General features: G+C 41.7%; 22 protein-coding genes. 5 read left to right on the forward strand and 17 right to left on the reverse strand.

Going from position 1 to position 24932, the window contains the following annotated elements; all coding sequences use genetic code 11:
- Positions 1-181 precede the first annotated feature (181 nt).
- The 10 genes from JMX48_RS04305 to queC form a co-directional block, all read right to left on the reverse strand.
- Complete coding sequence (locus JMX48_RS04305) at positions 182-757, reverse strand: TerD family protein (protein WP_201534765.1); 576 nt, start codon at positions 755-757, stop codon at positions 182-184.
- Between the two features lie 313 nt (positions 758-1070).
- Positions 1071-1991 (reverse strand): glutaminase, encoded by a 921-nt coding sequence (locus JMX48_RS04310; RefSeq protein WP_201534766.1) that lies wholly within the window; start codon positions 1989-1991, stop codon positions 1071-1073.
- 160 nt (positions 1992-2151) lie between these two features.
- Complete coding sequence (locus JMX48_RS04315) at positions 2152-3219, reverse strand: DUF475 domain-containing protein (RefSeq protein WP_201534768.1); 1068 nt, start codon at positions 3217-3219, stop codon at positions 2152-2154.
- 193 nt (positions 3220-3412) lie between these two features.
- Positions 3413-3988 (reverse strand): TerD family protein, encoded by a 576-nt coding sequence (locus JMX48_RS04320; RefSeq protein WP_201534771.1) that lies wholly within the window; start codon positions 3986-3988, stop codon positions 3413-3415.
- Positions 3989-4255: 267 nt separating this feature from the next.
- Positions 4256-6553: a bifunctional 23S rRNA (guanine(2069)-N(7))-methyltransferase RlmK/23S rRNA (guanine(2445)-N(2))-methyltransferase RlmL gene (gene rlmKL / locus JMX48_RS04325; protein WP_201534774.1), complete on the reverse strand. Its 2298-nt coding sequence runs from the start codon at positions 6551-6553 to the stop codon at positions 4256-4258.
- Between the two features lie 227 nt (positions 6554-6780).
- A complete protein-coding gene (locus tag JMX48_RS04330) occupies positions 6781-7968 on the reverse strand; it encodes a mechanosensitive ion channel family protein (RefSeq protein WP_201534777.1) in 1188 nt (395 codons plus the stop codon).
- 87 nt (positions 7969-8055) lie between these two features.
- Complete coding sequence (locus JMX48_RS04335) at positions 8056-9552, reverse strand: dihydrolipoyl dehydrogenase (RefSeq protein ID WP_201534780.1); 1497 nt, start codon at positions 9550-9552, stop codon at positions 8056-8058.
- A 272-nt stretch (positions 9553-9824) separates the two neighbouring features.
- Entirely contained in the window at positions 9825-10316 is a 492-nt protein-coding gene (locus JMX48_RS04340; RefSeq protein ID WP_201534782.1) for a peroxiredoxin, read from the reverse strand.
- 156 nt (positions 10317-10472) lie between these two features.
- Complete coding sequence (locus JMX48_RS04345; RefSeq protein ID WP_201534784.1) at positions 10473-10802, reverse strand: hypothetical protein; 330 nt, start codon at positions 10800-10802, stop codon at positions 10473-10475.
- 235 nt (positions 10803-11037) lie between these two features.
- A complete protein-coding gene (gene queC, locus JMX48_RS04350; protein WP_201534785.1) occupies positions 11038-11817 on the reverse strand; it encodes a 7-cyano-7-deazaguanine synthase QueC in 780 nt (259 codons plus the stop codon).
- Between the two features lie 346 nt (positions 11818-12163).
- Here queC and ttcA point away from each other — a divergent pair, with 346 nt between their 5' ends.
- Positions 12164-13330, forward strand: coding sequence for a tRNA 2-thiocytidine(32) synthetase TtcA (gene ttcA / locus JMX48_RS04355; protein WP_201534787.1), 1167 nt, complete (start codon positions 12164-12166; stop codon positions 13328-13330).
- A gap of 171 nt (positions 13331-13501) precedes the next feature.
- Here the strand turns inward: ttcA and JMX48_RS04360 are convergent, their stop codons facing one another.
- The 6 genes from JMX48_RS04360 to ccoN form a co-directional block, all read right to left on the reverse strand.
- Positions 13502-14083 (reverse strand): FixH family protein, encoded by a 582-nt coding sequence (locus JMX48_RS04360; protein ID WP_201534789.1) that lies wholly within the window; start codon positions 14081-14083, stop codon positions 13502-13504.
- Between the two features lie 288 nt (positions 14084-14371).
- Positions 14372-15781, reverse strand: coding sequence for a cytochrome c oxidase accessory protein CcoG (ccoG, locus tag JMX48_RS04365; protein WP_201534791.1), 1410 nt, complete (start codon positions 15779-15781; stop codon positions 14372-14374).
- Positions 15782-16156: 375 nt separating this feature from the next.
- Positions 16157-17299, reverse strand: a complete 1143-nt coding sequence (gene ccoP, locus JMX48_RS04370; protein ID WP_201534794.1) for a cytochrome-c oxidase, cbb3-type subunit III — start codon at positions 17297-17299, stop codon at positions 16157-16159.
- Positions 17296-17478, reverse strand: a complete 183-nt coding sequence (locus JMX48_RS04375; RefSeq protein WP_201534797.1) for a cbb3-type cytochrome oxidase subunit 3 — start codon at positions 17476-17478, stop codon at positions 17296-17298. The genes ccoP and JMX48_RS04375 overlap by 4 nt, the downstream gene beginning before the upstream one ends.
- Positions 17478-18116 carry a cytochrome-c oxidase, cbb3-type subunit II gene (ccoO, locus tag JMX48_RS04380; protein ID WP_201534800.1) on the reverse strand — a complete coding sequence of 213 codons (639 nt, stop codon included), beginning with the start codon at positions 18114-18116 and terminating at the stop codon, positions 17478-17480. Before ccoO ends, JMX48_RS04375 begins: the two co-directional genes overlap by 1 nt.
- 9 nt (positions 18117-18125) lie before the next feature.
- Positions 18126-19610, reverse strand: coding sequence for a cytochrome-c oxidase, cbb3-type subunit I (gene ccoN, locus JMX48_RS04385; protein ID WP_201534803.1), 1485 nt, complete (start codon positions 19608-19610; stop codon positions 18126-18128).
- An 839-nt stretch (positions 19611-20449) separates the two neighbouring features.
- On the opposite strand from ccoN, the gene JMX48_RS04390 reads away from it, so the two are divergent.
- Positions 20450-20839, forward strand: a complete 390-nt coding sequence (locus tag JMX48_RS04390; protein WP_201534805.1) for an SCP2 sterol-binding domain-containing protein — start codon at positions 20450-20452, stop codon at positions 20837-20839.
- Between the two features lie 269 nt (positions 20840-21108).
- Here the strand turns inward: JMX48_RS04390 and JMX48_RS04395 are convergent, their stop codons facing one another.
- Positions 21109-22080, reverse strand: coding sequence for a hypothetical protein (locus JMX48_RS04395; protein ID WP_201534807.1), 972 nt, complete (start codon positions 22078-22080; stop codon positions 21109-21111).
- Between the two features lie 451 nt (positions 22081-22531).
- Between JMX48_RS04395 and JMX48_RS04400 the strand changes: the two genes are divergently transcribed.
- From JMX48_RS04400 to JMX48_RS04410, 3 genes are all read left to right on the forward strand, one after another.
- A complete protein-coding gene (locus JMX48_RS04400; protein WP_201534809.1) occupies positions 22532-23767 on the forward strand; it encodes a lipoprotein-releasing ABC transporter permease subunit in 1236 nt (411 codons plus the stop codon).
- A 129-nt stretch (positions 23768-23896) separates the two neighbouring features.
- Complete coding sequence (gene lolD, locus JMX48_RS04405; protein WP_201534811.1) at positions 23897-24577, forward strand: lipoprotein-releasing ABC transporter ATP-binding protein LolD; 681 nt, start codon at positions 23897-23899, stop codon at positions 24575-24577.
- Positions 24578-24613: 36 nt separating this feature from the next.
- Complete coding sequence (locus JMX48_RS04410; protein ID WP_201534813.1) at positions 24614-24931, forward strand: hypothetical protein; 318 nt, start codon at positions 24614-24616, stop codon at positions 24929-24931.
- The last annotated feature ends 1 nt before the right edge of the window (position 24932 follow it).

Genomic DNA, 24932 nt, shown 5'->3' on the forward strand with positions numbered 1-24932 from the left:
TGAAATATGCTTTTTAATTTAATAAATACTGTTCTGATATAAAGTTTTTTTATTTTGGGAAATCTATTAAATTTAAAGCCATCAAATGCTTAAAAAAGGCACACTTGATGGCTTATATCGAGCGCAACTAACAGTCTAATTGCGCTAATTAAAGTCGTAAGAGATTAAAGAAATTTTATCTTTAAACGTTTACGCCATAAGAGGCAGCTAATGGTCCAAGACCACCACTGAATCCTTGACCAACGGCACGGAATTTCCAGTCGCCGCTGTGACGATACAATTCACCAAAGACCATGGCAGTCTCAGTGCTACCGTCTTCTGATAGGTCATAACGAGCGATTTCAGAATCGCCGTTATCATTAACGACACGGATATAAGCATCACCAACTTGACCAAAGTTTTGGTTACGACCTTGACCTTCATAAATGATAGCGCAGATTGCTACTTTATTAACATCAGCTGGAATACTAGCAAGATTGATTTTGATTTTTTCATCATCGCCATCACCTTCGCCAGTACGGTTATCGCCAGTATGCTCAACCGCGCCATTGTCTGATTTTAGATTGTTAAAGAAAATGAAATCTTGATCATTACGAACTTTACCAGCTTCATTGACCAAAAAACCAATCGCATCTAAGTCAAACTCTTGACCGTCAGTAGCACGTGGATCCCAACCAAGACCGACCGTAATGTTGGTTAAACCAGGCGCTTCTTTTGATAAGTTTACGTTGCCGCCTTTCGTTAAGCTAATAGCCATACAGATATCCTTTAGATTAATAATTAAGTGGACTAGGTTATTGAAAAAATAAAAATTATGCATCTATTGTGTTGTGAGCATAAAAGGCAAACAAATCTACCTTTATGCCACGTATTGCATATCATTACGTTTTACTATACTAAGCGTTTGCTCACTAAGCAAGGCGTATTTTGTGTGATTACGATATGATTACTAAGAGTTATAATAACTCTATATATCTGAGACTTTTTAACAATCCTAACAACACTGGTTAAGATATTGTTATCAAAAGCCAATTTCGTTAATACACCATGCCCTAGTCGAAAGACAGCTTTTAATTAGCAAAAACGGACCAGCCTGTTTTTTGGACAAGCATCTCTAATGCTTTTAATCCAAGTTTGGAGTTCCCGACATGATCGAGACCTGGCGACCATACAGCGATAGATCCTTTACCTGGCGCTACCGTTAAAATACCACCACCAACCCCGCTTTTACCGGGCAGACCGACACGGTAGGCAAACTCACCAGAACCGTCGTAATGACCGCACATCATCATTAACGAATTGATCCGTCGAGATCGCTGTTCATTGATGACCCTCATTCCTGTGTGCTGATTAACGCCATTGGATACGAGAAAGAGACCTGCACGGGCCAATTGCTGGCAGTTCATCGCAATCGAGCATTGATGAAAATAAACTCCCAATACTTTATCGACATCGTGCTTTAGGCGGCCAAAGGCTTTCATAAAGTGCGCTAATGCCGCGTTTCGGTCTTTATGCTTCATTTCAGACGCTGCCACTTTATGGTCAAAACGAATCGAATCATCGTCTGCAATAAAGTGCACAAACTGAAGAATCTCACCCAACGTTTCTTTAGGTTCATGCCCCATCATAATCGCATCCACTACCGCAATCGCACCAGCATTGATAAAGGGATTACGTGGTCGGCCGGATTCATGCTCTAGTATCGTGATTGAGTTAAAAGGATCGCCGGATGGTTCACGACCAACGTGTGTCCAAAGCTCATTACCCAACTTGCCAAGGCCGATGGTTAAGGTAAATACCTTAGAGATACTTTGAATCGAGAATAGGGTACTTGCATCACCTGCTGAATATACCTGCCCGTCAGGTGTTGCTACTGCAATACCAAACTGGTTTGGGTCTACATGGGCCAGTTGCGGGATATAATCCGCCACTTTGCCACGATCGGTTTCGAGTGCCATCTCTGCGGCAATATCATCAAGAATCTGTTGCATATAGTTAAGTAAGCTTATTTTTATTAAGGGGTTGAAGGAGTGGAATTTTAACTGAATAAGCGCAATGTTTGTAAATTATTGCCTTAAGGCGTAAAAAAGCAGGTCACACCTGATGGTATGACCTGCTTAGATACATAAAATATTGTACTAGCGATACGTCCTAATCGAGACGTGCCGCTTCAGCTTTACGATAATTGAGTGAGGCAACAAACGCCCAACCAATAAAGGCAATACCGATCAGACCCGTGATGATTTCTGGTACATGAAACTTCACTGATAACAGCATGATAATGGCTAAAGCGCCAATGGCATAATGAGCGCCATGCTCAAGATAGACAAACTCATCAAGTGTGCCTTTATCTACTAAAAAGATAGTCATCGAACGAACAAACATCGCACCAATCGCAAGGCCTAGCATAATAACGATAACGTCATTAGTAATTGCAAATGCGCCAATCACGCCATCGAAGCTGAATGAGGCATCAAGGACTTCTAAGTATAAGAAACCAATAATACCGCCTTTCATGATAGCACTGGTCGCCGCAGCGCCTGAACCACTTTCTTCGTTTTCTAAGTCTGCTTCAAGGTCACCTTCAAGCATACCAGAAACCACTTGTACGCCAAGGTAAACCAAGATACCCCAAACACCTGCAATCAACACGGCAGAGGCTTGTTCAGCTGTAGCCCAAGATACCGCAATCATCAAGACAATAAGCGCAACGAAGACGCTCATGGCATCGACTTTGCCTAGCTTTGCTAAGCGGCTTTCTAACCAATCGAACCAATGAACTTCTTTATCATCAAAAATAAAGTTCAAGAACACGAGTAATAAGAAAATACCACCAAATGCTGAAATTTCAGCATGATGTGCCATTAGTCTGGCTGAGTATTCTACAGGGTTATACAACGCCAAATTGATCACTTCCATCATGCCAAGATCTGCTGTAACAGCGACGATGACGATAGGGAATACCAAGCGCATACCAAAAACGGCGATCAAAATACCAACCGTTAAAAATATCTTTTTCCAAAACTCATCCCAGCCCTTGAGGACTGAGGCATTGACCACCGCATTATCAAATGATAATGAAATCTCCATGACGGCCAAAATAGCAGTAATAGATAGGGTGGATATCATTCCGCCCATACCACCATGTGAATACCCCCACCACGCTGCCACCGCTAAGGCGATTGCTGTGAAGATAAAGTCTAAATAAAAATGTCTCATGACACATCCTGTCTGATTGCACGAAGCTAAGGTCAGTCTAGTATAGACGCACACCATAAAAAAGCGGCTATCGCTAACCACTTCTTATGTATAAGTTTAGATGAAACATAAAGTATTATTGGCCATTTGGCTATCAATAATTGTCACTATTTTGCAACTAAAAATATTTTATATTCTAAATTACGATATTAACTTAAATATCAACGCCATATTGCTGGCACATCGCTTGCAAACCACCTGCGTAGCCTTGACCCACGGCGCGGAATTTCCATTCACCGTTATGACGATACACTTCGCCAAACACCATTGCTGTCTCTACAGAGTAATCTTCTGCCAAGTCAAAACGTACCACTTCAGTGCCTGTTTCTTCATTGACGACACGAATAAAAGCATTGGCGACTTGACCAAAGTTTTGACTGCGAGCAGCCGCATCATGGATAGTCACGGTGACGACGATTTTATCGACATCAGCAGGTACTTGGGTCAGGTTTACTTTGATAACTTCATCATCGCCATCGCCTTCACCAGTACGGTTATCGCCTGTGTGCTCAACTGCACCATTATCAGACTTAAGCTGGTTATAAAAAATGAAGTCATGGTCGCCACGTACTTTACCAGCGTTGCTTAGCAAAAAGACGCTCGCATCAAGGTCGAACTCAGCACCAGAAGTCGAACGCTCATCCCAGCCAAGACCGATCAGCAGCTTGGTTAAATTTGGGTCGGTTTTCGTTAGCGATAAATTACCGCCTTTATTAAGTGATAAAGCCATGAAATTGTCCTTGTTATTAGAGTTAGTTAAAGGTTCTTATATATAAATCATAAAAACGAAAGCGATGTTGAGCCAACATTGGCACAAAACCAACGCTTAATGACGCTCTATCATAACAACAAAAAATGACCCAATCAAAGCGGATTAGGTCATTGTTGTGTTTCATGTAAATTAAGCACAAAAACAATGGTTTAAGGTCTGATACTATGCTGGCTCATATTTGCAGTCAGATATAGACGCTCATTTATCAATACTAACCTACAGACTCTAACGATGGCGAATCTCAAAGCTCTGATGAATGGGTTTTTTAATATTAAAATCAAACCCTATCGTTTTTTGCGTGATGTCAATGATGTCATAGCGCTCAGTTAGCTGTTCATCTAACTCGAAGCGGGTAAAGTTGTTAGAGAAATACAGGACACCATCCGCTGTTAAGCGGTTCATCGCACGATTGATAATGGCCGCATGGTCACGTTGTACGTCAAAAGTACCTTGGAATTTTTTAGAATTTGAAAAGGTCGGTGGATCAATAAAGATAATATCGAATTGCTCAGTATTGTCTTTAATCCACTCAAAGATATCGGCGGCAACGAATTGGTATTTGTTGCGGCTGACATCCAAACCATTGAGCACAAAGTTTTGCTTGCCCCAATCTAGATAGTTTTGTGACAAATCCACACTGGTGACTTTTTTGGCGCCTGCCAGTGCCGCGTGCACACTCGCTGTACAGGTATAAGCAAATAAGTTCAATACCGCTTTACCGCGGCTGTTGTCTTTGATGCGTGCGCGCATATTACGATGGTCAATGAATAACCCCGTATCTAGATAATCGGTGAAGTTGACGTAAAAGTAGGCACCGTCTTCACGAGCCACATAGAACTTGCCACGTTTTTCTGTATTGCCTTGTTTGCTATATTGATCATTGCCAGATTGACGCGCGCGCGTTTTGATAAAGATTTGCTCACGGTTAATATCAAACACTTCACGAATGCCCATTAATGCTAAGTTAAAGCGTTTTTTGGCGGTTTCAGGTGGAATGGTTTTTGGCGGTGCATATTCTTGCACATGGGCATAATCGCCATATAAGTCGATTGCTACCTTGAAGTCAGGGAGATCGGCATCGTATACACGGACATTACTCGCATTGTCTTTTTTAGCCAGTTTTTTCAGTTTGGCAAGGTTTTTTTGCAAGCGATTAATGAAATCCTGTCCGTCTTCCACTTCAATCTCATGCTTTTCAAAGCGACTCACAAGGTTGCCAGTCTGCCCAGCGATCAAGCGTCCATGACGGAAATACACGGTGATGGCACCATTATGACAACGCAACGTTTTTGGATCTTTGATGGGCAATATATCGACTTGCTCAACATTGGATGCCAATATACCCAGCATTGGATTGACGCCACTACCTGCAAAACTGTCTTGTAAAATAAGCCCAATCGCTTGATATAAAGGCTTAATCATTTCTTCGTCACCCAAACGCTCACCATAAGGCGGGTTGGTGATAATCAGAGGATTGCTCAATCGACCATCATCAACCAATGGCTTTAAAATACTGCTTAGTTGGTCGAGGGCGCGCGTTTCAAGATCAAGTAGCGGTAGTAAGTCTTGCAAACCTGCCGCAATAAGGTTCTTTTCTGTGGCCAAAATTGCGCCACTATCAGCATCAAAGCCCAAAATCAGCGGTAAGGTATCTGGTTGTTCATTAGCAATTGCTAACGCGTCACGAAAACGCGTCTGTGCATCATCAATCATCTCTTGCCATAGCGCATCATCATGATGTTGCCATTGGTAAAATCCAAATTGATTGGCTGCTTTATCAATACCAACGGCATAGTCGCAATGCATCAATAGCGCTTCAATGATAAACGTTCCAGAGCCACACATAGGGTCGATGAGAGCATTATAAAAAGGCGCATTGCCTGCCTCATTTTTCTTATGCCAACCCGCGCTATAGAGCAAAGAGGCTGCCAAGTTTTCTTTTAATGGCGCTTCTGTCATCGCCACGCGGTAGCCACGGCGATGCAAACTGGTTCCTGATAAATCAAGATATAACTCAGCTTGCTTGTCATTAACGGTCGCAAAAACTGAAAAGTCTGGATTCTTACTATCGACGTTAGGTCGGCTGTCGTAAACTTCATTAAAGGTATCAGCTATGGCATCTTTGATACGCAGCATAGCAAACTGCTGGCTGACTGCGACGCGCTTATCGACAGATAAACGGATAGCAAAGGTTTGCTCTAAGCTGAATTGCTCCGTCCAGTTGACTGATTTTGCCAAACCATAAAGCTGCTCAGCCACATCATATTCCATATTGATGTTTTTACGTTTGATGAGCATCAATACTCGAGAGGCCACGCGTGACCAAAGACAAATAGTATATAAATCACGCAAAGTACCCGTGACCGCTAGACGGCCCGTACTTTTAACTTCGCTTCCGATACCAAAACTTGTCAGCTCAGTCTGTAGCGGTGCCTCAAGCCCATCGGCACAAGTGATGATAAGATCAAGCGACAACGCTGATGAAGTTTCGGCTGAAGATGAGGGCGCGGTTGTTACGGTCATACGGATACCTGTGGGCTAAATTGACAAAAAATGTAAATAATAAAATAGGCGGTTTAACCAGCAATTTTACCATAATTCAGGGCAGGATGGTTCAAAGTGGTTGTGTTTAACAAAGCGGATTGTTAAAAAACTATTCTTAAGGTTTGATATCTCAAAGAGAATGGCTAAAAAGCTCAGCCTAAAATAGTGAGGGTCGAATGTTAAAAAGTTAACATGCTCTAATGACGTTATTGATCGTTTTTTGTCAGCGGTACGGTCTCTGATAGTATCTGCGTTGTCGTCGCAAAAGGTTTGGTCGCGATAGGATAATCAACGTCTTTTGGCATGAGCAAACGCATATGAGGATAGGGGGTAGAAATACCAGCGGCATCAAAAGCGAGCTTAATATCTTCTCTCAAACCCTCTTTGATTTTGGGCATACGTGCAACGGCAGCGGGTTTGACCCAAAAACGTACAATAAAGAACACGCCATATTCACCAATTTCTGCCACAGTGGCCGAATGCTCAGGGCGGCTAAGTACCACCTCAGTATCGGTGAGCACTTGCACAATTTCTTTGCGCGCCGCGTCAATGTCATCTTCAAAAGCAATGCGTACACGAATATCAAAGCGTATAAAGTTTTTGGAGGTCAAATTGGTTACCTCAGATGAGGCTACATTGGAATTTGGAATAATAACGGTGATGTTATCTCGAGTCAAAATATGGGTAGTGCGCAGGGCGATAAGTACGACGCGACCTTCATTTTCATTGATATGAATCCAATCACCGACCTGAAAAGACTGCTCAAGCAAAATAGTGATGCCAGCGATAAAGTTGGCAAGCGTTGATTGGGCTGCAAAACCAACTGCCAAACCTACGATACCCAAACCTGCGACTAATGAGACAATATCGAAACCGAACTGTGCCATGACACTGGCAAGACCGAGTACCAATAGTAGCACGGACAAAATGTTTTGGAGCAGCTGCTCTATGGAAGCGTTGAGACCATAGTGTTGCAAGATTCTATGAATGATTTGTCCCGATGAAGCCCAAAGTACGTAGTAAATACCAGCCCAAGTACTGGCTTTTGCAGTAGCGTTGACAGTCTCTGGCTCAAAGTAAATTTGGCTCATAATAGCAATTAAGCTGGTCACAACCCAAACATAGCGTAGCACTGATCGGACAATTTTAGTGCGTCGTTCGTTCAGCCGAATTTTGGCTCTACTTTTCTTAATGATATAAATGGCGAGCCAATAAAAAAATCCCAATACGGCGAGCAGTATTAGGATTTTTATGCCAGTGCTAGTCAGCTCTACCGCTTTAGATGACCAATCAAATGTCTCTTCATCGATAGAACCACCAAGAGCAAGGTAGAGGCTAGTATGGAGATCGCGGACGATCTCTCTAAAAAAATCAGTAATACTAGCGATTGGCATCTTTTAGTCCATAAAGAGTTTTATTTTAAATGATCTCACACGATTAGGGCATGTCTTCATTTTAAAAAAGTGTGGCTGAGCTGAGCATTAAAAGTTATTTTCTTGTGTGTCATGTAATTGATAAGGAATTTTCATTTTTTGTTGAACATCACGTAGAGCCGTCCGTAGACCTTCTAGTATCGTCGGATGATAAAAAGGCGTATCCAGTAGGTCTTTGACGCTTAAATCATTGGTAATCGCGGTAGCCAAAATATGACCGATATACTCGGCATCAGGCCCGACCATACTTGCGCCCAATATGACATTAGTCTTCTTACAGCCATAGATATGTAACAGCCCGCAGTTGACACCCATCACACGACTACGACCTTGATTGTCAAAACTGACGCTACCAATGACGTACTCTAAGCTTGAGTCTTCTTGAATCTCAGGTAAAGACTTGCCGACATTGACAATTTGTGGGGCGCAAAATACGATGGAGAATGGCGTGGCTGGCGGGCGAATATAAGCATCGTCTTTGTTTTCACAGACGATACTTCCTGCGCTATATCCTTCATCACTGGCCACATGTAGCAATGGGATGTGGGCATTGGCATCTCCAACGATATAGACATCTAAATCGCCAATCTGACCGGTTTTTTTACTTAAATTTTTCGGGCGGTTTTTATCATCAAGCTCAACACCCAAGTTTTCAATGCCCAGCTGTTTTATGTTATTACGACGACCTGTAGCGACCAGTACATACTCACCTTGCCACTGCATTGACTCACCAGCACTGTCTTCGTAGTCAATAAATGCTGCTGAGGTTTTATGGTCTTCGTTTGCTTTGATGCCCACATCTTTAATTTCGCTACCCAAATGCATGGTCAATTCGCGACTTAAGCAATCGATCGCTTTACTATTAATATCGTCATCTTTAAGGCCTGCCACGCGCTTTTCTTGATTAAATAAGGTGACGTCTACGCCCAAGCGCGTGAACGCTTGCGCCAGCTCCAGACCAATGGATCCAGCACCGATCACTGCCATTGACGTTGGTAAATCTGTTAACTCAAAGGCGGTATTGGAGGTTATCATAGTATCACCAAGCTTATCTGCCCAGCCATCTGGTATAAATGGCGAGCTGCCCGTGGCAACTATGATTTTGTCGGCTTCAATCAATTCATCATTGACTTCAATTAATCCTTGCTCATTAATGCGAGCATGCCCTGCGATTTTTTTATTATCGGGCCAGCTGTCTACCTGTTTTTTGATGTAGCTCGCAAAATGATCACGTTCATCCCGTACGCGCTGCATGACTTGTTTGCCATCTATCTGAGCGGTGGCATGAATGCCAAACTCAGCAGAATGGTTGGCATCGTGCGCGCGATCAGCCGCCGCGATTAGCAGTTTGCTGGGCATACAGCCTACAGCGATACACGTTGTGGTCCAAAACCCCTCATTAATAATGACGATATCATCATGGATTTTGCTGGCTTGGCTAAAAGCGTTCTGACCGGCGGTACCTGCGCCAATAATGGCAACAGCGACTTTACGAGTGACTTTGGATGTTGTGTTATCAGTAGAAGAGCCAGACGGTTTATTCATATTATACTCACATGGTGATGGTTGGCTATTAAAGGTTATTTTTAGTATTTGACCCTATGTTTTTATCATTATTTTTAGAATCTACTATATGGCCTTTTATAGTTTACGAGGTCAGTTTGGTTATTAAGGCGCTATAGTCAGTCTTAAATAAAAAGAGTACAACTATTATCACGTACTCCTAAGATAAATTTTTCTTGCTGGCTGTGCCTGCGCAGACAGAGGCGGCGCAAAATTTATCTTAAGAGCACTGTATTGATTTTATAGTGGATCGACTATAGTGTTTCAAGCAAGCGCTCGGTATAGCCTGCGGCGCGTAGATTTCTTTGAGCGTGCGTCAGTTTGCCTTCTGTATCAAACACAAATGTCGAGCGTACTAAACCTAACGTTATATTGCCATACATGTTTTTTTCTTTGATGACATCAAAGTACTGACACAGTTTTTCGTCAGTATCACTGATTAGTGAAATATTTAAATCATGCTTGGTGATGAATTTTTCATGGGAATCAACGCTATCACGTGAGACACCAATAATGTCATAACCTAAATCGTCAAACTCATTGAGGCGAGCGGTGAACTCTGTTGCTTGTACGGTACAGCCTGGCGTATTGTCTTTTGGATAAAAATAAAGAATAAGTCCTTTATTGGTGTTGGCAACCATATCCGTTAGATTAATCTCATCATGAATGAAGTGTCCATCTAACTTTCGTACTATGGTCACTGGAAAACTGGGTAAAGTAATATTTTCTGTGGTTGGCTTTGCCATGGTAAGGTCCCTATTGGTTTTGGTTATATTCGCTTATAGTATTCTTATTATAGCTAGAGTAGCAGAAATTAATAATTAGTTTTACACTTTGCTGCTTTATTGACAATAAAAAAGACTGGTAATGACCAGTCTTTTTTATATCAAATGAGATGTATATTATGCTGGTTTTTGTGGCTGTTTTAAATCTAAGCCAACGGTGCATTGCTGCAAATCTTTTTGCATTTTTTTGACGTAAGGCAGTCCAGACGGATCTTTTTTGTCTTGTGCGTAGCTTTCAATTTCCCACATTTGACCGATCGTCATGTTGCTGCGAACACCAATGGTGCAACTGCATAATTTGGTAGCATCGCCTTTGTCAGCGACTTTATATTTGACCGCACCAGTGACACAAGTATTGATATTGTTTTGTTTGATATCAACAGCATTTGCTTGCGGCATTGCGAAAAAGGCAGCTAAGGCTAGGGGTAATACTGGCAAAAACTTCATAAACATCCTCTCGTGGTATCAATTTCTTAAATCTTGTACTCAAGTTAGAATCAACTCACTAATAGGTGAGTGATTAATGTCGCTACTTATTATTTCTGTTGATATAGGCAAGCGCTCATACGATAGCAAGTATATCGATTAAAAGACAATGGCAGCCTGCTGTGTTAATGCAAGTAAATGTTTCTCTAATGTTGAATACCATCATTTTTTAAAGCAAATGCAACTACAGAGTCTATCAAGATTGATAATGAGTAGGATCGGCGACGCCCGCTTGGGCAAACCCTTGACGGCGTAGCGCACAGCTATCGCAAACCCCGCAAGCAAGACCGTTTGAGTCTGCGCGGTAACAAGAAATGGTTTGTCCATAATCGACGCCTAGCGATAGACCAAGCTCAATGGTTTTTGCTTTTGAAAGCTGCTGCAAAGGCGTTTGAATAGATAAATGGTGACCAGTGACGCCCGCTTTGGTGGCAAGGTTTGCCATATGCTCAAAAGCAGCAATATATTCAGGACGGCAGTCAGGATAGCCAGAATAATCGACTGAGCTGACACCAATGACGATATGATTGGCATCGGTTACTTCGGCAACTGCCAGCGCATAAGACAAAAATATCGTGTTACGTGCAGGCACATAGGTATTAGGAATGGCGTCGTTATCAATCTCATCACGTTTCTTATTCGGGAATTTATCTGCATCACCATCCGGCACAATCATACTGTGATCGGTCAATGACGAGCCGCCAAGTTGAGCGATATCAATATCGATCACTTTGTGATTGACTTCGGCGGCCTCAGCGATGGCTTTTGCAGCGACAAGCTCACTATTGTGACGTTGACCATAGTTAAAGCTGACCGCCGTCACAGACGCATAGCGCGCCTTAGCCCAATACAAACAAGTGACCGAATCAAGCCCGCCTGACAGAAGTACGACGGCATTTTGGTTTTTGTGAAGCGTGTTTAAAGTATCATCAGAAACTTGATTGGTGAAGGCGTTTTGTAGGGTAACGTTAGTCATAGTGGTATCTATTATTGGTTTACGAAAAACCGCTATTTTAGCAAAAATTCGATGATTACAGAACCATGTGGCTACGATAAAATTAGTATTAAATTTTTGGCGTATAATTGCTCTACGATAAAACACACACAGTGTTACTAAAATAAGTTTTACGCCGCCTCTGTCTGCGTAGGCACAGCGAGCAAGGAAAATTTATAATTTACTGTCATTTTTCAATCTTTTCACAATATTTGTTATAATCCTGCTTTTAAAGCAGCCGTACGCATACATTTTGGCTAAGTGCTTTATTATTTTATGACCCATTGCTTCATAGCAAAACCATCCTTGTAAAGACATTGAGTAACTTATGACCGCAGCGACCTTGTTTACGCCAAAAATCACGCCTAGTTTTGATGATACGTTTACTAACACGGGTTTGAATAACCCTGTGTTAGAAGCTGATATTGATGACATGGCATACGATGATTTCGCTGATGACAGTATTGATGAAGGCGCTAATGATGAAGGCGATATTGATAAAGATAGCCTTGCTGCTGGGCAGTCGGCGCTGACTGAGTCTGCACCGTTTCGTAAGTTACAAAAAAAGCTACGTCGACAAGTATCTTGGGCGATACGTGATTTTAATATGATCGAAGATGGCGATGTAGTGATGGTTTGCGTGTCAGGCGGCAAAGACAGTTATACCTTGCTTGATATTTTATTGCTCCTAAAGCGCATCGCACCCATTAACTTCGATATCGTTGCGGTCAATCTTGATCAAAAACAGCCCGGCTATCCTGAGGATATTTTGCCCGCGTATCTAAACGAGCAGGGCATTGCCCACTATATCTTAGAAAAAGATACTTATAGTATTGTCAAAAGTGTGGTGCCAGAAGGTAAAACTTATTGCTCAGCGTGTTCACGCTTGCGTCGCGGTTCTCTATATGGTTTTGCCAAACAAATTGGCGCGACCAAAATTGCGCTTGGTCATCATCGCGACGACATGTTGGCTACTTTTTTCTTAAATTTATTCCATGGTGGCAAACTCAAATCGATGCCACCCAAATTGCTCAGTGATGACAAGCAAAACTTGCTTATTCGCCCGCTCGCGTATGTTGAAGAAAAAGATATCATTGAATATGCCCGTTTAAAAGAATTTCCTATCATTCCCTGTAATTTGTGCGGCAGCCAAACCAACCTACAACGCGCCATTATCAATGACATGCTACGAGAATGGGATGATGCCCATCCGCAGCGTTTGGCCTCTATTTTTAAAGCCATGCAAAACGTTGCACCGTCGCAGTTGGCCGATCGTGAATTGTTTGACTTTGAACGATTAAGTCTTGAGCGTGATGATAATGAACGATTATTTGAAGGCGATAATATTCAGGCAGGGCAGACCGACAGTTTGGCTGAAATTGGCTTACCAGTGGCACCAAAAACGCAGACTTATAATTCAAAGTTTGCTAGCGATAAAGCGACAAATAATAATCTTACCACGCAAAAAATTCCAACGATCAACCCAGTAATTTAAGCCTCGGTCACGATTGATTGAGAGCGAAAAGGCGTTTATGATAGAAACTTTCTCTGATATAAATTTTTGCTTGCTAAGTGTTACATCACGGCAAATCAACTATAAAAAAACCAGCCATTCATAAATAATGAGCTGGTTTTTTTTATCTTCAAATCAAGCAATGCAATTAAATCATTTTTTCGCAAAAACCTGTAGTGGATTGAAATTAACCTCTGAGCGCGGCAGTTTTGCCACCTCTTGCATGCGCCAATCTTCTTTACCATCATGACTTACTTGCAAATAATATTTGGCTTTCACAGGATCTAAAGTCACTTTTGCGCTGTATTTATTGCCCTCGACATGCTGTAGCACCGCGTCACGATCTTTTTTGATATCAGTTGCATGCGAGATAGACAAACCTAGCTTTTCTGGATAGATAAGCGGCGTGCCATCCAGTAGTTTGCCTGACTGCAAGCTCTGCTCAGGGTAATTCAAATAAAATACGATATCACCATTATCTGCAAACTGCATTTTGCCATGCAAGTCTAAATCATAAGTAAGCTTGTCACGCGACACATCTTGATAAAGCGTCTTGCCATCCATGTACCAGTCATCACGTACCACGCTGTCACGGATTTGATAAGAGTAATAAACAAACCAAAGGCAAGCAATCACTACGAAAGCTGGCATGCCAATCACAAAGATAATGACCATGTAATTTTTATACCATGGCTGAGTATCTTGATGCTTAAAGTTTGGTTCTGAAGTAGACATAACATACCTATGAGCTATATTAATTGATAATCTGATAACGGGAGAATGCCAGCTTAATAATGAATCGTTTATCTATCAAGTATTACTGACTGAAATATAGTCAGGTCAATATAAAAAAGATACAGCGGGGCGGGGATAAATTTTTTGTTACCTCTGTCTGCGCAGGCACAGTCAGCAAGAAAAATTTGTCTCAGTCACGCAGGATAGATTTGAGGTATCCATTTTCAGATTGAGGACACGCCCTAGTATCTACTATATAAAAGATGGCAGAGCTAATATTTTGATAAATTACTGACCTTGAGTGGTAAATACGTTTTGCTTACTCACTTTATACTGTCCATCTTCACTCGTCACATCTAAAGTGACAGGGGTTTGCCCAAATTCAATCACATCAGGATCGCCATAAATACTCACAGGCATATCAAAGCTTTCGCCCGCTTCTAATGGGACATCATTGAATCGCAGTTCTAAACTCAAACCCTCTTGCGGCGCAAGGGTTATCTTGTAGGTATGAGCATCCTGCGTTTTATTAGTCAGCTTGACGATATAGCTGTTTTCGATCATGCCTTGATTGTTCATAGAAGACAACTGATTGCGGTCACGGCGAATATCAATCTCTAACGGGACACGATCAGTTAGCGCATACAAAACGCCCCCACATAATAGCGTTAATAAAGCCAGGTAGGCAAATAGGCGTGGGCGTAATACTCGGCTTGGCTCTTTTTCAGCCAGTTGACGCTCTGTCGTGTAGCGGATAAGACCACGCGGATAGCCGACCTTGTCCATAATTTCATTACAAGCATCGATACATGCCGCGCACTGAATACAGCCAACCTGTAAACCATCTCGAATATCGATACCAGTCGGGCAGACCTGAACACACATTTGACATTCGATACAATCACCCAAATCGTCAGGGTTTGTGCCTTTTTTACGAGCACCACGAGGTTCGCCTCGCTCATAATCATAGGAGACAACCAACGTATCTTTATCAAACATCACACTTTGAAACCGACCATAAGGACAGATTTGGATACACATCTGCTCACGCATGTAACCAGCATTGGCATAGGTTGCAAACGTAAAGATAAACATCGACACCCATATCCACGTTGGCCAGTCCGGTATTGGCATAAAACCGATCGACTGCCAGCTCTGATATAAATAATCTGTTCCAGACACGTAGCTTACAAAGGTCGCTGCTGTAATGACTGACAATATAAACCAAATAAAATATACCACAGAGCGTTTGAAAGCCTTCTTTGCGCTCATTGGTTCTTTATCAAATTTTATGCGTTTATTACGATCGCCAATCACCCATTTTTCAACATACTGGTAAAGATGCGTCCAAATCGTTTGTGGACAAGCGTAGCCACACCATACGCGGCCTGCATAGACCGTCACCATAAATAATGTGAATGCGGCAATAATGGCAAAAGCGGCAATAAAATAAAAATCTTGAGTCAAAAACGTCATGCCAAAAATATAGTAATGCTGCGAGGGAACATCAAACCATATTGCTTGTCTATCGTTATAACGTAGCCATGGCAAAAGCAAAAAAGCGGCCAAAAGTGCATACATCGTGATAACACGAATATTTTGATAAAAGCCTGTGACAAACCGAGGATGAACGCGATGTTTGGTCGCATCAAGATCAATTTGTTGAACAGGAATTTTATTGGATTGCGGTGCTGACATAAACGTGCCTCTTTGAAAAAAGAATCAGTTTGCTGGCATGATGAACAGACACCTTAATAATGAGGTGAATGAGTGTACGATATTATCAATGTCAGTAAGTATCTAACAAAATTTTGAACAGAAAAATATGCTAAATGATCTATTAAAGTATTGATTATAAATAGATTAATAAAATTAGTAATAATATTCTAAATCAGTCAGTAACGAGCTGTTTTAGAGAGTATTATTTTAACATTATCCCTACTATAAATGGGGTAATAGCCTAAAAAAGCAATCAATATAATAGGGTTTATAATAAAGGGAGAGCTGTAATCACAGCTCTCCCTTTATTATAAACCCTATTATCCATTTATTTTATAGTCTAGCCTAAAACTATTAGTTAGCAGTTGCAGTTACTACTGGCTGAGAGACAGAGGCAGTTTTAGCAGGTGAGGCATTAGTAGCGGGCGCTTTCTTATCTGATAATGAGTAAACATAAGCCGCAAGCAGCATAATACGCTCATTACCTAATTTAGACTGCCATGCAGGCATGACACCCGCACGTCCATAGCGTAGAGTCTCACGAAGAGTTTCGCGATCACCACCATATAACCAAATTTTATCAGTTAAGTTGGGTGCTCCAGTCGAAATCATGCCTTTAGCATCTTTACCATGACAAAGCACACAGTTGGTAGGCTCATTAAAAATTGCCTTACCTTGAGCCACCTTTATCTGATCAAGGTCATAATCTTGTTGGTTGCCAGATATAGATAAAACGTATTCAGCTGCCGCGCGTACACCGTCTTCACCAATCTGATCACGCCATGCTGCCATACCACCCACTCGACCATTATGTAGCGTGGTCAAGATATTCTCAGGTGCTCCGCCATATAACCAATCATTATCAGTCAGATTTGGATAACCGGTTGCGCCTTTAGCGTTAGAGCCATGACAAACGGCACAGTTTTGTAGGAACAAACGACTACCAACTTTTAACGCATTTGGATTTTCTGACAGTTTTTCGACGTAAGGAGCAAGTTCTGCGACTTTTCCGTCGATTTGAGTCTGTAAGTCTGCCGGTGGCGTGTCGCTATGACGCATCGTTGCTTGCATATCAGCAAGTGTCGCTAACGTGGAAGTAGCACCGCTGGCATCCGCTTTCGCCAAGATGTTTTTTTCAAAATTATCGGTAAATACCTTATTGTTTTTTTCAAGCTCACTGCTTAGCTCATTATGTGAGCTCCATGGTACCGTTTTGCCATCGACTTCTACTGTAGCAAGACCGTCCCACTTTGATGGAAACACCGCTGGGAAAAACACCCAGTATGCAACTCCCCAAACAATTGAGCCAAAAAATATCACTAGCCACCATTTAGGTAGTGGCTTGTCATACTCGGTAATACCATCGTAAGCGTGACCTGTCGTACCGTCTTCGTCTAACTCTGGTTTGTACTTCAGTACCATTAATAAGACGCCGAGGATAAACGCCCAGCACATGAAACTTAGAATGGTAATCCAAGAACTCCAAAAAAATGTCATCGTTTATCCTTATTGCGCTGCTCGTCAGACAGAGATTTTATATCCTCATCATCAAGCGCAAGTTGTGCATCTTCTTCGAAGCGTTTTTTGTTTTTTGGCGAATACGCCCACCATGCAATACTTATAAAGGCAATAAAGGCAGAAACGGTCGCAATTGTTTGTAATTCACCAATACCCATTAGCGCTGTCCTTCCATCGCGGTACCCAGCTGTTGTAGATAGGCGACTAAAGCATCAAGCTCAGTGGCACCAAGCACAGCATCAGGAGCGCCTTCGATGTCTTCTTCAGTATAAGGAACACCAAAGCGATCGCGGAATAAGCGCATTTTAGTTTGAACGTTTGACCCATTCACCTCGTTGGTAGCCAGCCATGGAAAACCAGGCATTACTGATTCTGGAACCAATGAACGTGGGTCTATCAAATGCTGTTTTTGCCAATCTTCAGAATAGCGTCCACCAACACGTGCTAGATCAGGCCCAGTACGTTTTGAACCCCATAAAAATGGATGATCCCACGTAGATTCAGCCGCACGTGAATATGGTCCATAACGCTCAACTTCAGCACGTAGTGGACGAATCATTTGGGTATGACAGACGTGACACCCTTCACGAATATAGATATCACGACCTTCGAACTCTAGTGCAGTCCATGGTTCCATAGAAGGAAGGGGAGCGTTCACTCCACCTTCCTCAGGGCCCTTGTTATCATATATCAATGGTACGATTTCAACTAGCGTTGCAAAGCTAATAGCAATAACGATACCGATGACCAACAAGCCTGTATTTTTTTCAATAATCTCATGCGGTGTACCAGCCATGATCGCTCCTTATACGTTAGCAGCTGTTGAAGTTTCATCGACACTAGGTTCATGATCTGTTGGATCTGCGATACTTACAGGCTTGCCATCTGGCATTTTGATTGTTTTATAGCAGTTATATGCCATCACAAACATACCTGATAAATATAGTGATCCACCAAAAGCACGGCCCATATATGGGAAATGTGAAAACTCAACGGTATCAACAAAACTGTATAACAAAGTACCATCAGGGTTCGTTGCAAGCCACATCATTCCCTGACCAATACCTGAAATCCACATCGATACGATATAGAAAATAGTACCCGCAGTCGCCAACCAAAAATGCGTTGTAATTAAGCTGATAGAGTACATTTTTGGCTTATTATAAATACGTGGTAATAACACATATAGCGAACCAATCGTAATCATCCCAACCCAGCCAAGTGCACCCGAGTGTACGTGACCGATTGTCCAGTCTGTATTATGCGACAGCGCATTAACGGTCTTAATAGCCATCATTGGACCTTCGAACGTCGACATCGCATAAAACGACAACGCCACGATCATAAAGCGAATGATAGGATCGGTACGCAGCTTATCCCAACTGCCTGACAGCGTTAGTACACCGTTAATCATACCACCCCAAGATGGTGCAAATAGGATGATAGAGAACACCATTGCTAGTGATTGAGTCCAATCTGGTAGCGCTGAATAATGTAAATGGTGACCACCGGCCCACATATATGAAGCAATCAATGCCCAAAAGTGAACGATAGACAAGCGATAAGAATAAATAGGACGACCAATCTGTACAGGGACAAAATAATACATCATCCCAAGGAAAGCGGCTGTTAGATAAAAGCCGACGGCATTATGTCCGTACCACCATTGCACCATTGCATCCGTGGCGCCACCAAATATTGAATAAGACTTAAAAGCACTAACAGGAATTGCCATACTGTTAACAATATGCAATAGGGCAATCGTGATAATAAAGGCGGCAAAGAACCAGTTAGCAACATAGATATGTGAGGTTTTTCGTTTGATGAGCGTACCAAAAAAGACGATGGCATAAGATATCCATACCAAAGCGATTAAAATATCGATTGGCCACTCAAGCTCAGCATATTCTTTGGTTGACGTCAGCCCTAAAGGAAGGGTGATGACAGCTGATACGATAACCGCTTGCCAACCCCAAAAGGTAAACCAAGCCAAATAAGGAGCAAATAATCGCGTCTTACAAGTGCGTTGAACAATATAATAAGACGTTGCAAACAAGGCAGAGCCACCGAACGCAAAAATGACCGCATTGGTATGTAGTGGTCTGAGACGACTAAATGTTATCCATGGAATGTCAGCGTTAAGAGCTGGCCAAACCAGCTCTGAAGCAATGAACACACCAAGGCTCATGCCGATGATGCCCCATACCACGGCCATGGTCGTAAAAAACCGGATGACAGTAATTTCGTACTCACGGTCTATTGGGGCGACTGCTGTGTTTTGTAAACTCATTGGATGGTTCCTTTACAGCCTAAATTATCAACAGAATTAACTAAGGTGCCGCATACCTGTATTAAAAAATAATATACAGATCATCATTGCGGTACATGCTGTTTTTTTGACTTGCTTGTTTCCCTGAGATTATTAACTAACGATCTAAGCTTTTTCTCTATATCATTTAATATTAATAGATAAAAGTATTCAAAACGCCCTGCGCTCACAGTTAATCGATAGTGGGATTATTAATAAATCGTCAAGGTAACTAAGAAGGCGCACCGTTATTAAGCATTAAGCATTAAGCATCTAATGAGGCTAAGTAGCTATCTTCGCGATTACCAAAAAACTTATAAAATCGAAGATAGATGCCAACATCCATACAAACGTAGTGGATATGGACATATGCTAGCGGTGGCTGACAAAAAAACACGTATATGTAATTTTTAGTTAAAACTCCTGACTCTGTTTAAGGGTATTGTAACGCAATCTTAAGGAAATATCATCAGAACTGTACGGTAAAATACAAACTCTTTGGTAAAAATCTTAATGAGAAGATTATTGTTACTCTTCTGCCTGTCTATTTTAGACACAATTTTGAACGCGTATCTGAATCAGAAAATCACAGTAATTATTAAAATGTACCGTGAACGCTCAAAGTATTTTTGTAACAATCGCAGTCTTAGTTTAATAAATAGGTTTTACTTATCATCAATTCGACCCTTATAATGAGGCCGAGCATGATTGACAACAGCGTTTTTTATATCGCTATTATCTGACTTATAAAATTTGAAATTTAGTCAGGCAAAGGCGCTAAAATTTTTTAGCCTAACATAATACTAATTAAGGACAATAATATGGCCATATTTTTGACAAATGAATGGTTTGAGCAAGTTGAGCAGATGGGTGGAGAAGCGGGTGAGCTTAATTTGCCACCAGCACTTGCTAATATGATCGTTAATTTAAAGGTTTCTGATGCTGAGCAAGATATCGAAGCCAACTTTGCGAATGGTTTATTACATCGTGGCTTAAATGACTCAGCAACCACTACCTTGTTACTTGATCGCGATATCTTACAATCAATCATCACAGACTTTGATACCAATCAAATTATGGGTGCATTTATGAGTGGTAAAATTCGCGTTGAAGGCGATATGTCACAGTTAATGGCGGTACAGACTGCTCGTCCAAGTGCTGAGCAAAAAGAGCTGTATACTCGTATCAAGTCAATGACGACAATGGCTTAATCGTATATTTTTCTGCGTATTTCAAAATTATTTGCATAAAAAAGCCCCTAATTCATATTAGGGGCTTTTTCGTCGATAATGTCTCGTCTTAAGATAATTTTAGCAGTAGATATAGCCAGTTCGAAATAAAGTTGATACGTCAGTAGCTGCGTGCTACTGGATAAATTTTTCTAGCTTGCTGTTCGCAAGCGTGACAGAGGCTGCGAAAAACTTACCTCAGTAGCAATGCATCGGATTTAAAGTAAATCGACTATATCTCTTTAGTTCAATTAACTGGCTTTCGATTTCGCAGCCGCTTGCTGATTTTCTTTATAAATCGCTGCTTGTAGCCAAACGTTTGCTTGTACATAGTCATGTACTTTAATGCTAGCAGTCTCTGCGGTATTCAGCGCTCCGATACGCACAACGAATGGATCTGCGTCTTGTTCACGTAGAGTCACGACATCAAATAAAATGATGGGTTTTCCATTGAACACTGTTTCTTGTTTACCAAGCACTTGACCTTGGCACCAAGCTTCGTCTTCTTGCCCTAAGGTATCACCAAATAAGTATGCACACATATGACCCAAGTTGATTTCTACCGGAGCCATTTGTTCTTTGGTCTCAGGCGTCCATTCACTGATCTGCTCTTGTAGATCATCTGGAATTTTTCCGTCATTGGCTGCGACGATATCGTTAAATGCACGGTGATAGCGAATTGACTCTTTATCTTCTATCATGATCACCTCTTTTTGTTCACTCAGCTTGATCTCGTGTGCCCAAGCGCTGAAGTTTACAAAATAAGAGGTATCGCGCTGGTATAGATGACGATTGGTGGTATAAAGCTGGTCAAAAGCATAGATGATACTGCCATCAGCGGTGCGCAAGCGTAAGACTGCATCGTGTGAGTTGTCATTGGCAATGATGCGCTCAATTTTACAATTAAGGCCATAAGGACTATCGACACAAGGATAGGCGTTGATGAAGCACTCAGGCTTACCGTCTTTCATCGCCAAGACTTGATTGATATGACAGGGCTGGTCTTCAGATAATAACAGGCAGCTGTCTTGAGCGCTCACATTGCCATTGAGACCTTTAGGCATGGCTGCTTTTTCAATCATCTTCTGTAGCCATTCTGGCACGTCATGACTCATGTCATTGGTCAAGATACTCCAATGATCGGCATGACCGGCAGATTGCTCGTCAGTCAAAATGATTTTGGTGGGCGATTGGATGTTTTTATATTGATAATTAATGGTCATGAAAATACTCAAAATTAAGTCAGCGTGAGGTTTGGATCTGAAACTGCTATTGCTTTATATCACAAAACATTCCACATTATTGGTTTATGATAGTGAGCAACGTTATCGTCAGTACAGAGTCAACAAACAGCAATGAATGGTTAATGACAATTGTCTTTAGCATACAATATATAGGTATTGACGTAAGTAATAGCAAGCCCCTCATAAAAAATAGTAACAAAACCAAATCTTTTATCAGAAAATACGCCCATTTTTCGCTAATGACTGGCACATATCAGCCAAATTGTGTCAAACTAGCTCCCTTTTGACAGCTGTCTTCGGCTCGTCTTAAACCCTGTTTTTGTGTTCGATGTATATGAGAGCATGGCAGATGTAAAAGTAGGATGCATTTGCTATTGCTCATTTTATAGCATATATAAAGTCGCACGTAGATAAGATAAAGAGTTTGAATATGTTTCGTCCTTTAGCGTTATTTATCGGCTTACGTTACACCCGAGCAGAGCGTAGTAATGGGTTTATTTCCTTTATCTCGCTCATCTCGATGATTGGTCTGACTCTTGGGGTTGCCGTATTGATTACGGTGCTATCGGTCATGAATGGTTTTGATCGTGAACTAAAGACCCGTATTTTGGGCATGGTGCCGCAAGCAACGGTTGTCTCAACTGAAATTATCGGTGATTGGGAGCAATTGGCTGATAAGATCAAAAAAGATCCAGAAGTTGCCGCAGTAGCACCCTTTATCCAACTGCAAGGAATGTTGACATCAAATGGTCAGGTGGCGGGGATCATGGTGACTGGTGTCGAACCTAAATATGAAAAAAACGTCTCCATCATCAATAACCATATGGTTAAAGGTAATATCGATACCTTAAAAAATGGTGAATTCAGTATTGTATTGGGTGAAGAGATGGTGCAGTCATTGGGGCTGCAGTTGGGCGACAAAGTGACATTGGTGTTGCCAGAGGCATCGCCGTCGCCCGCAGGTGTGATTCCACGCTTTAAGCGTTTTACCTTGACAGGCATATTTAGTATTAGCCCAGAAGTGGATAGCCTCATGGCTTTTATTCCCATGGGTGATGCCGCAAAACTGCTCCGTCTTCCAGAAGGGGCGCAGGGCATTCGTATGAAGCTTAATGATATTTTTACGGCACCAATTGCAGCAGAAAAAGCAGCAGCACTAGCGCCTGAGCAGTTGTATCCCAATAATTGGACACAAACTCATGGCAATCTGTTTGGCGCGATTCAAATGGAAAAGGCCATGGTTGGGTTATTGCTATTCCTAATTATATTGGTCGCTGCTTTTAATATTGTTTCCAGCTTAGTGATGCTCGTCACTGACAAAAAAGCAGACATTGCGATTTTAAAAACCTTTGGCGCATCTCCTCGTTTGATTACTCAAATCTTTATGGTACAAGGTGTGGTCATCGGCTTCATCGGTACGATTGCTGGTACGATATTGGGCATTATATTTGCACTCACAGTCAGTGATATTTTAGGATTTATTAACCAAACTTTTCATCTAAACTTGTTTGATGCTTATTTTGTTAACTATTTGCCATCGGAGCTGCGTTTATTGGATGTTGTCTTAATTACAGGAGCGTCATTTATACTGAGCTTCTTGGCAACCATTTATCCGGCACGTCGAGCGGCTAAAATCCAACCTGCACAAACATTGCGTTATGAGTAAATAGGTTTATAAATGACCTAAATTATTGCTTAGTTTTGATTAAAAAGTATGTATGTTTTAATCAAAACTTGGGTCTAAACAGTCTTGATAAAGCATCAACTTCAGTATAAATAGAATAAAGGAAGCGTTATGTCTGCCATTTTAGAGGCGAGAGATATCAACAAGATATATGATGAAGGGGCGGTCAGTACGCAAGTATTGACTGGATTGGATTTAACGGTCCATCCTGGCGAACGCATTGCTATCGTTGGTACCAGTGGTTCGGGTAAGAGCACCTTGTTACACTTGCTCGGTGGACTTGATACGCCAACCAGTGGTGAGGTCTGGCTACATGGCCAATTATTGAACAGTATGAATGAGACTGAACGTGGAGCGATGCGTAATAAGTATTTAGGGTTTATCTATCAATTTCATCACTTATTGGCTGAGTTTACTGCTATTGAAAACGTCGCTATGCCTTTATTGATGCGTCCAGAGGTGTCGACCACTGAAGCGCGCCAACAAGCCATCGATATTCTAGAAAGTGTGGGTCTTGAACACCGTTTGGCGCACAGACCTGGTGAGCTATCAGGCGGTGAACGTCAACGTGTGGCTATTGCTCGTGCACTTGTCACTAAGCCGTCGCTTATTTTAGCCGATGAGCCGACGGGTAACTTGGATTATGATAATGCGCAAAGCGTTTTTGGTCTGTTGTCAGAGTTACAAAACACGATGCAAACGGCACTATTAATGGTGACTCATGATCGCAATTTAGCCGCTCTTGCAGATCGACAGCTTTTGCTACGTAATGGTCATTGGGAACAGTACTAAGCGCTTTACGCAGTCAGAATAAAAAGGATAAATATAATGAAAAAAGAGGAAGACCCAATTGAGGCTTTTGGCAGTGCTGAAGAAGGCAACGAGCCATTAAAACCCTATATGGATTCGACGTTATTCGACACGTTTGATAGACAAGCACAAGTAGATTTACTAACCCCTGTTTTTGACGCTATGACTTTGGCTGGGGTTGACTATAGTTTGACGGCTCAGGATAGCGCGACAGGAAAGCGCTATACGCTGCTCAAAGACGAAAAAGTAATTGATGTCTTTGTAATGGACACAAATCTTGCTGATAATATTCAGGCCGCTATAGACAAGCATAAAAAAGAAAATGGAATAGTGTAGA

Origin of the sequence: Psychrobacter immobilis (genome assembly GCF_904846225.1) — a bacterium.
In the GTDB taxonomy this organism is placed as follows: domain Bacteria; phylum Pseudomonadota; class Gammaproteobacteria; order Pseudomonadales; family Moraxellaceae; genus Psychrobacter; species Psychrobacter immobilis_F.

Coding starts and splice junctions, on each gene's coding strand:
- JMX48_RS04395 (WP_201534807.1), bottom strand. CDS start 22,080: ATGACCATTAATTATCAATATAAAAACATCCAATCGCCCACCAAAATC.
- JMX48_RS04360 (WP_201534789.1), bottom strand. CDS start 14,083: ATGTCTACTTCAGAACCAAACTTTAAGCATCAAGATACTCAGCCATGG.
- ccoN (WP_201534803.1), bottom strand. CDS start 19,610: ATGAGTTTACAAAACACAGCAGTCGCCCCAATAGACCGTGAGTACGAA.
- ccoO (WP_201534800.1), bottom strand. CDS start 18,116: ATGGCTGGTACACCGCATGAGATTATTGAAAAAAATACAGGCTTGTTG.
- rlmKL (WP_201534774.1), bottom strand. CDS start 6,553: ATGACCGTAACAACCGCGCCCTCATCTTCAGCCGAAACTTCATCAGCG.
- JMX48_RS04375 (WP_201534797.1), bottom strand. CDS start 17,478: ATGGGTATTGGTGAATTACAAACAATTGCGACCGTTTCTGCCTTTATT.
- ccoG (WP_201534791.1), bottom strand. CDS start 15,781: ATGTCAGCACCGCAATCCAATAAAATTCCTGTTCAACAAATTGATCTT.
- JMX48_RS04335 (WP_201534780.1), bottom strand. CDS start 9,552: ATGAATAAACCGTCTGGCTCTTCTACTGATAACACAACATCCAAAGTC.
- JMX48_RS04310 (WP_201534766.1), bottom strand. CDS start 1,991: ATGCAACAGATTCTTGATGATATTGCCGCAGAGATGGCACTCGAAACC.
- ccoP (WP_201534794.1), bottom strand. CDS start 17,299: ATGACATTTTTTTGGAGTTCTTGGATTACCATTCTAAGTTTCATGTGC.
- JMX48_RS04410 (WP_201534813.1), top strand. CDS start 24,614: ATGAAAAAAGAGGAAGACCCAATTGAGGCTTTTGGCAGTGCTGAAGAA.
- JMX48_RS04400 (WP_201534809.1), top strand. CDS start 22,532: ATGTTTCGTCCTTTAGCGTTATTTATCGGCTTACGTTACACCCGAGCA.
- JMX48_RS04320 (WP_201534771.1), bottom strand. CDS start 3,988: ATGGCTTTATCACTTAATAAAGGCGGTAATTTATCGCTAACGAAAACC.
- JMX48_RS04330 (WP_201534777.1), bottom strand. CDS start 7,968: ATGCCAATCGCTAGTATTACTGATTTTTTTAGAGAGATCGTCCGCGAT.
- ttcA (WP_201534787.1), top strand. CDS start 12,164: ATGACCGCAGCGACCTTGTTTACGCCAAAAATCACGCCTAGTTTTGAT.
- JMX48_RS04390 (WP_201534805.1), top strand. CDS start 20,450: ATGGCCATATTTTTGACAAATGAATGGTTTGAGCAAGTTGAGCAGATG.
- queC (WP_201534785.1), bottom strand. CDS start 11,817: ATGACTAACGTTACCCTACAAAACGCCTTCACCAATCAAGTTTCTGAT.
- JMX48_RS04345 (WP_201534784.1), bottom strand. CDS start 10,802: ATGAAGTTTTTGCCAGTATTACCCCTAGCCTTAGCTGCCTTTTTCGCA.
- JMX48_RS04315 (WP_201534768.1), bottom strand. CDS start 3,219: ATGAGACATTTTTATTTAGACTTTATCTTCACAGCAATCGCCTTAGCG.
- JMX48_RS04305 (WP_201534765.1), bottom strand. CDS start 757: ATGGCTATTAGCTTAACGAAAGGCGGCAACGTAAACTTATCAAAAGAA.
- lolD (WP_201534811.1), top strand. CDS start 23,897: ATGTCTGCCATTTTAGAGGCGAGAGATATCAACAAGATATATGATGAA.
- JMX48_RS04340 (WP_201534782.1), bottom strand. CDS start 10,316: ATGGCAAAGCCAACCACAGAAAATATTACTTTACCCAGTTTTCCAGTG.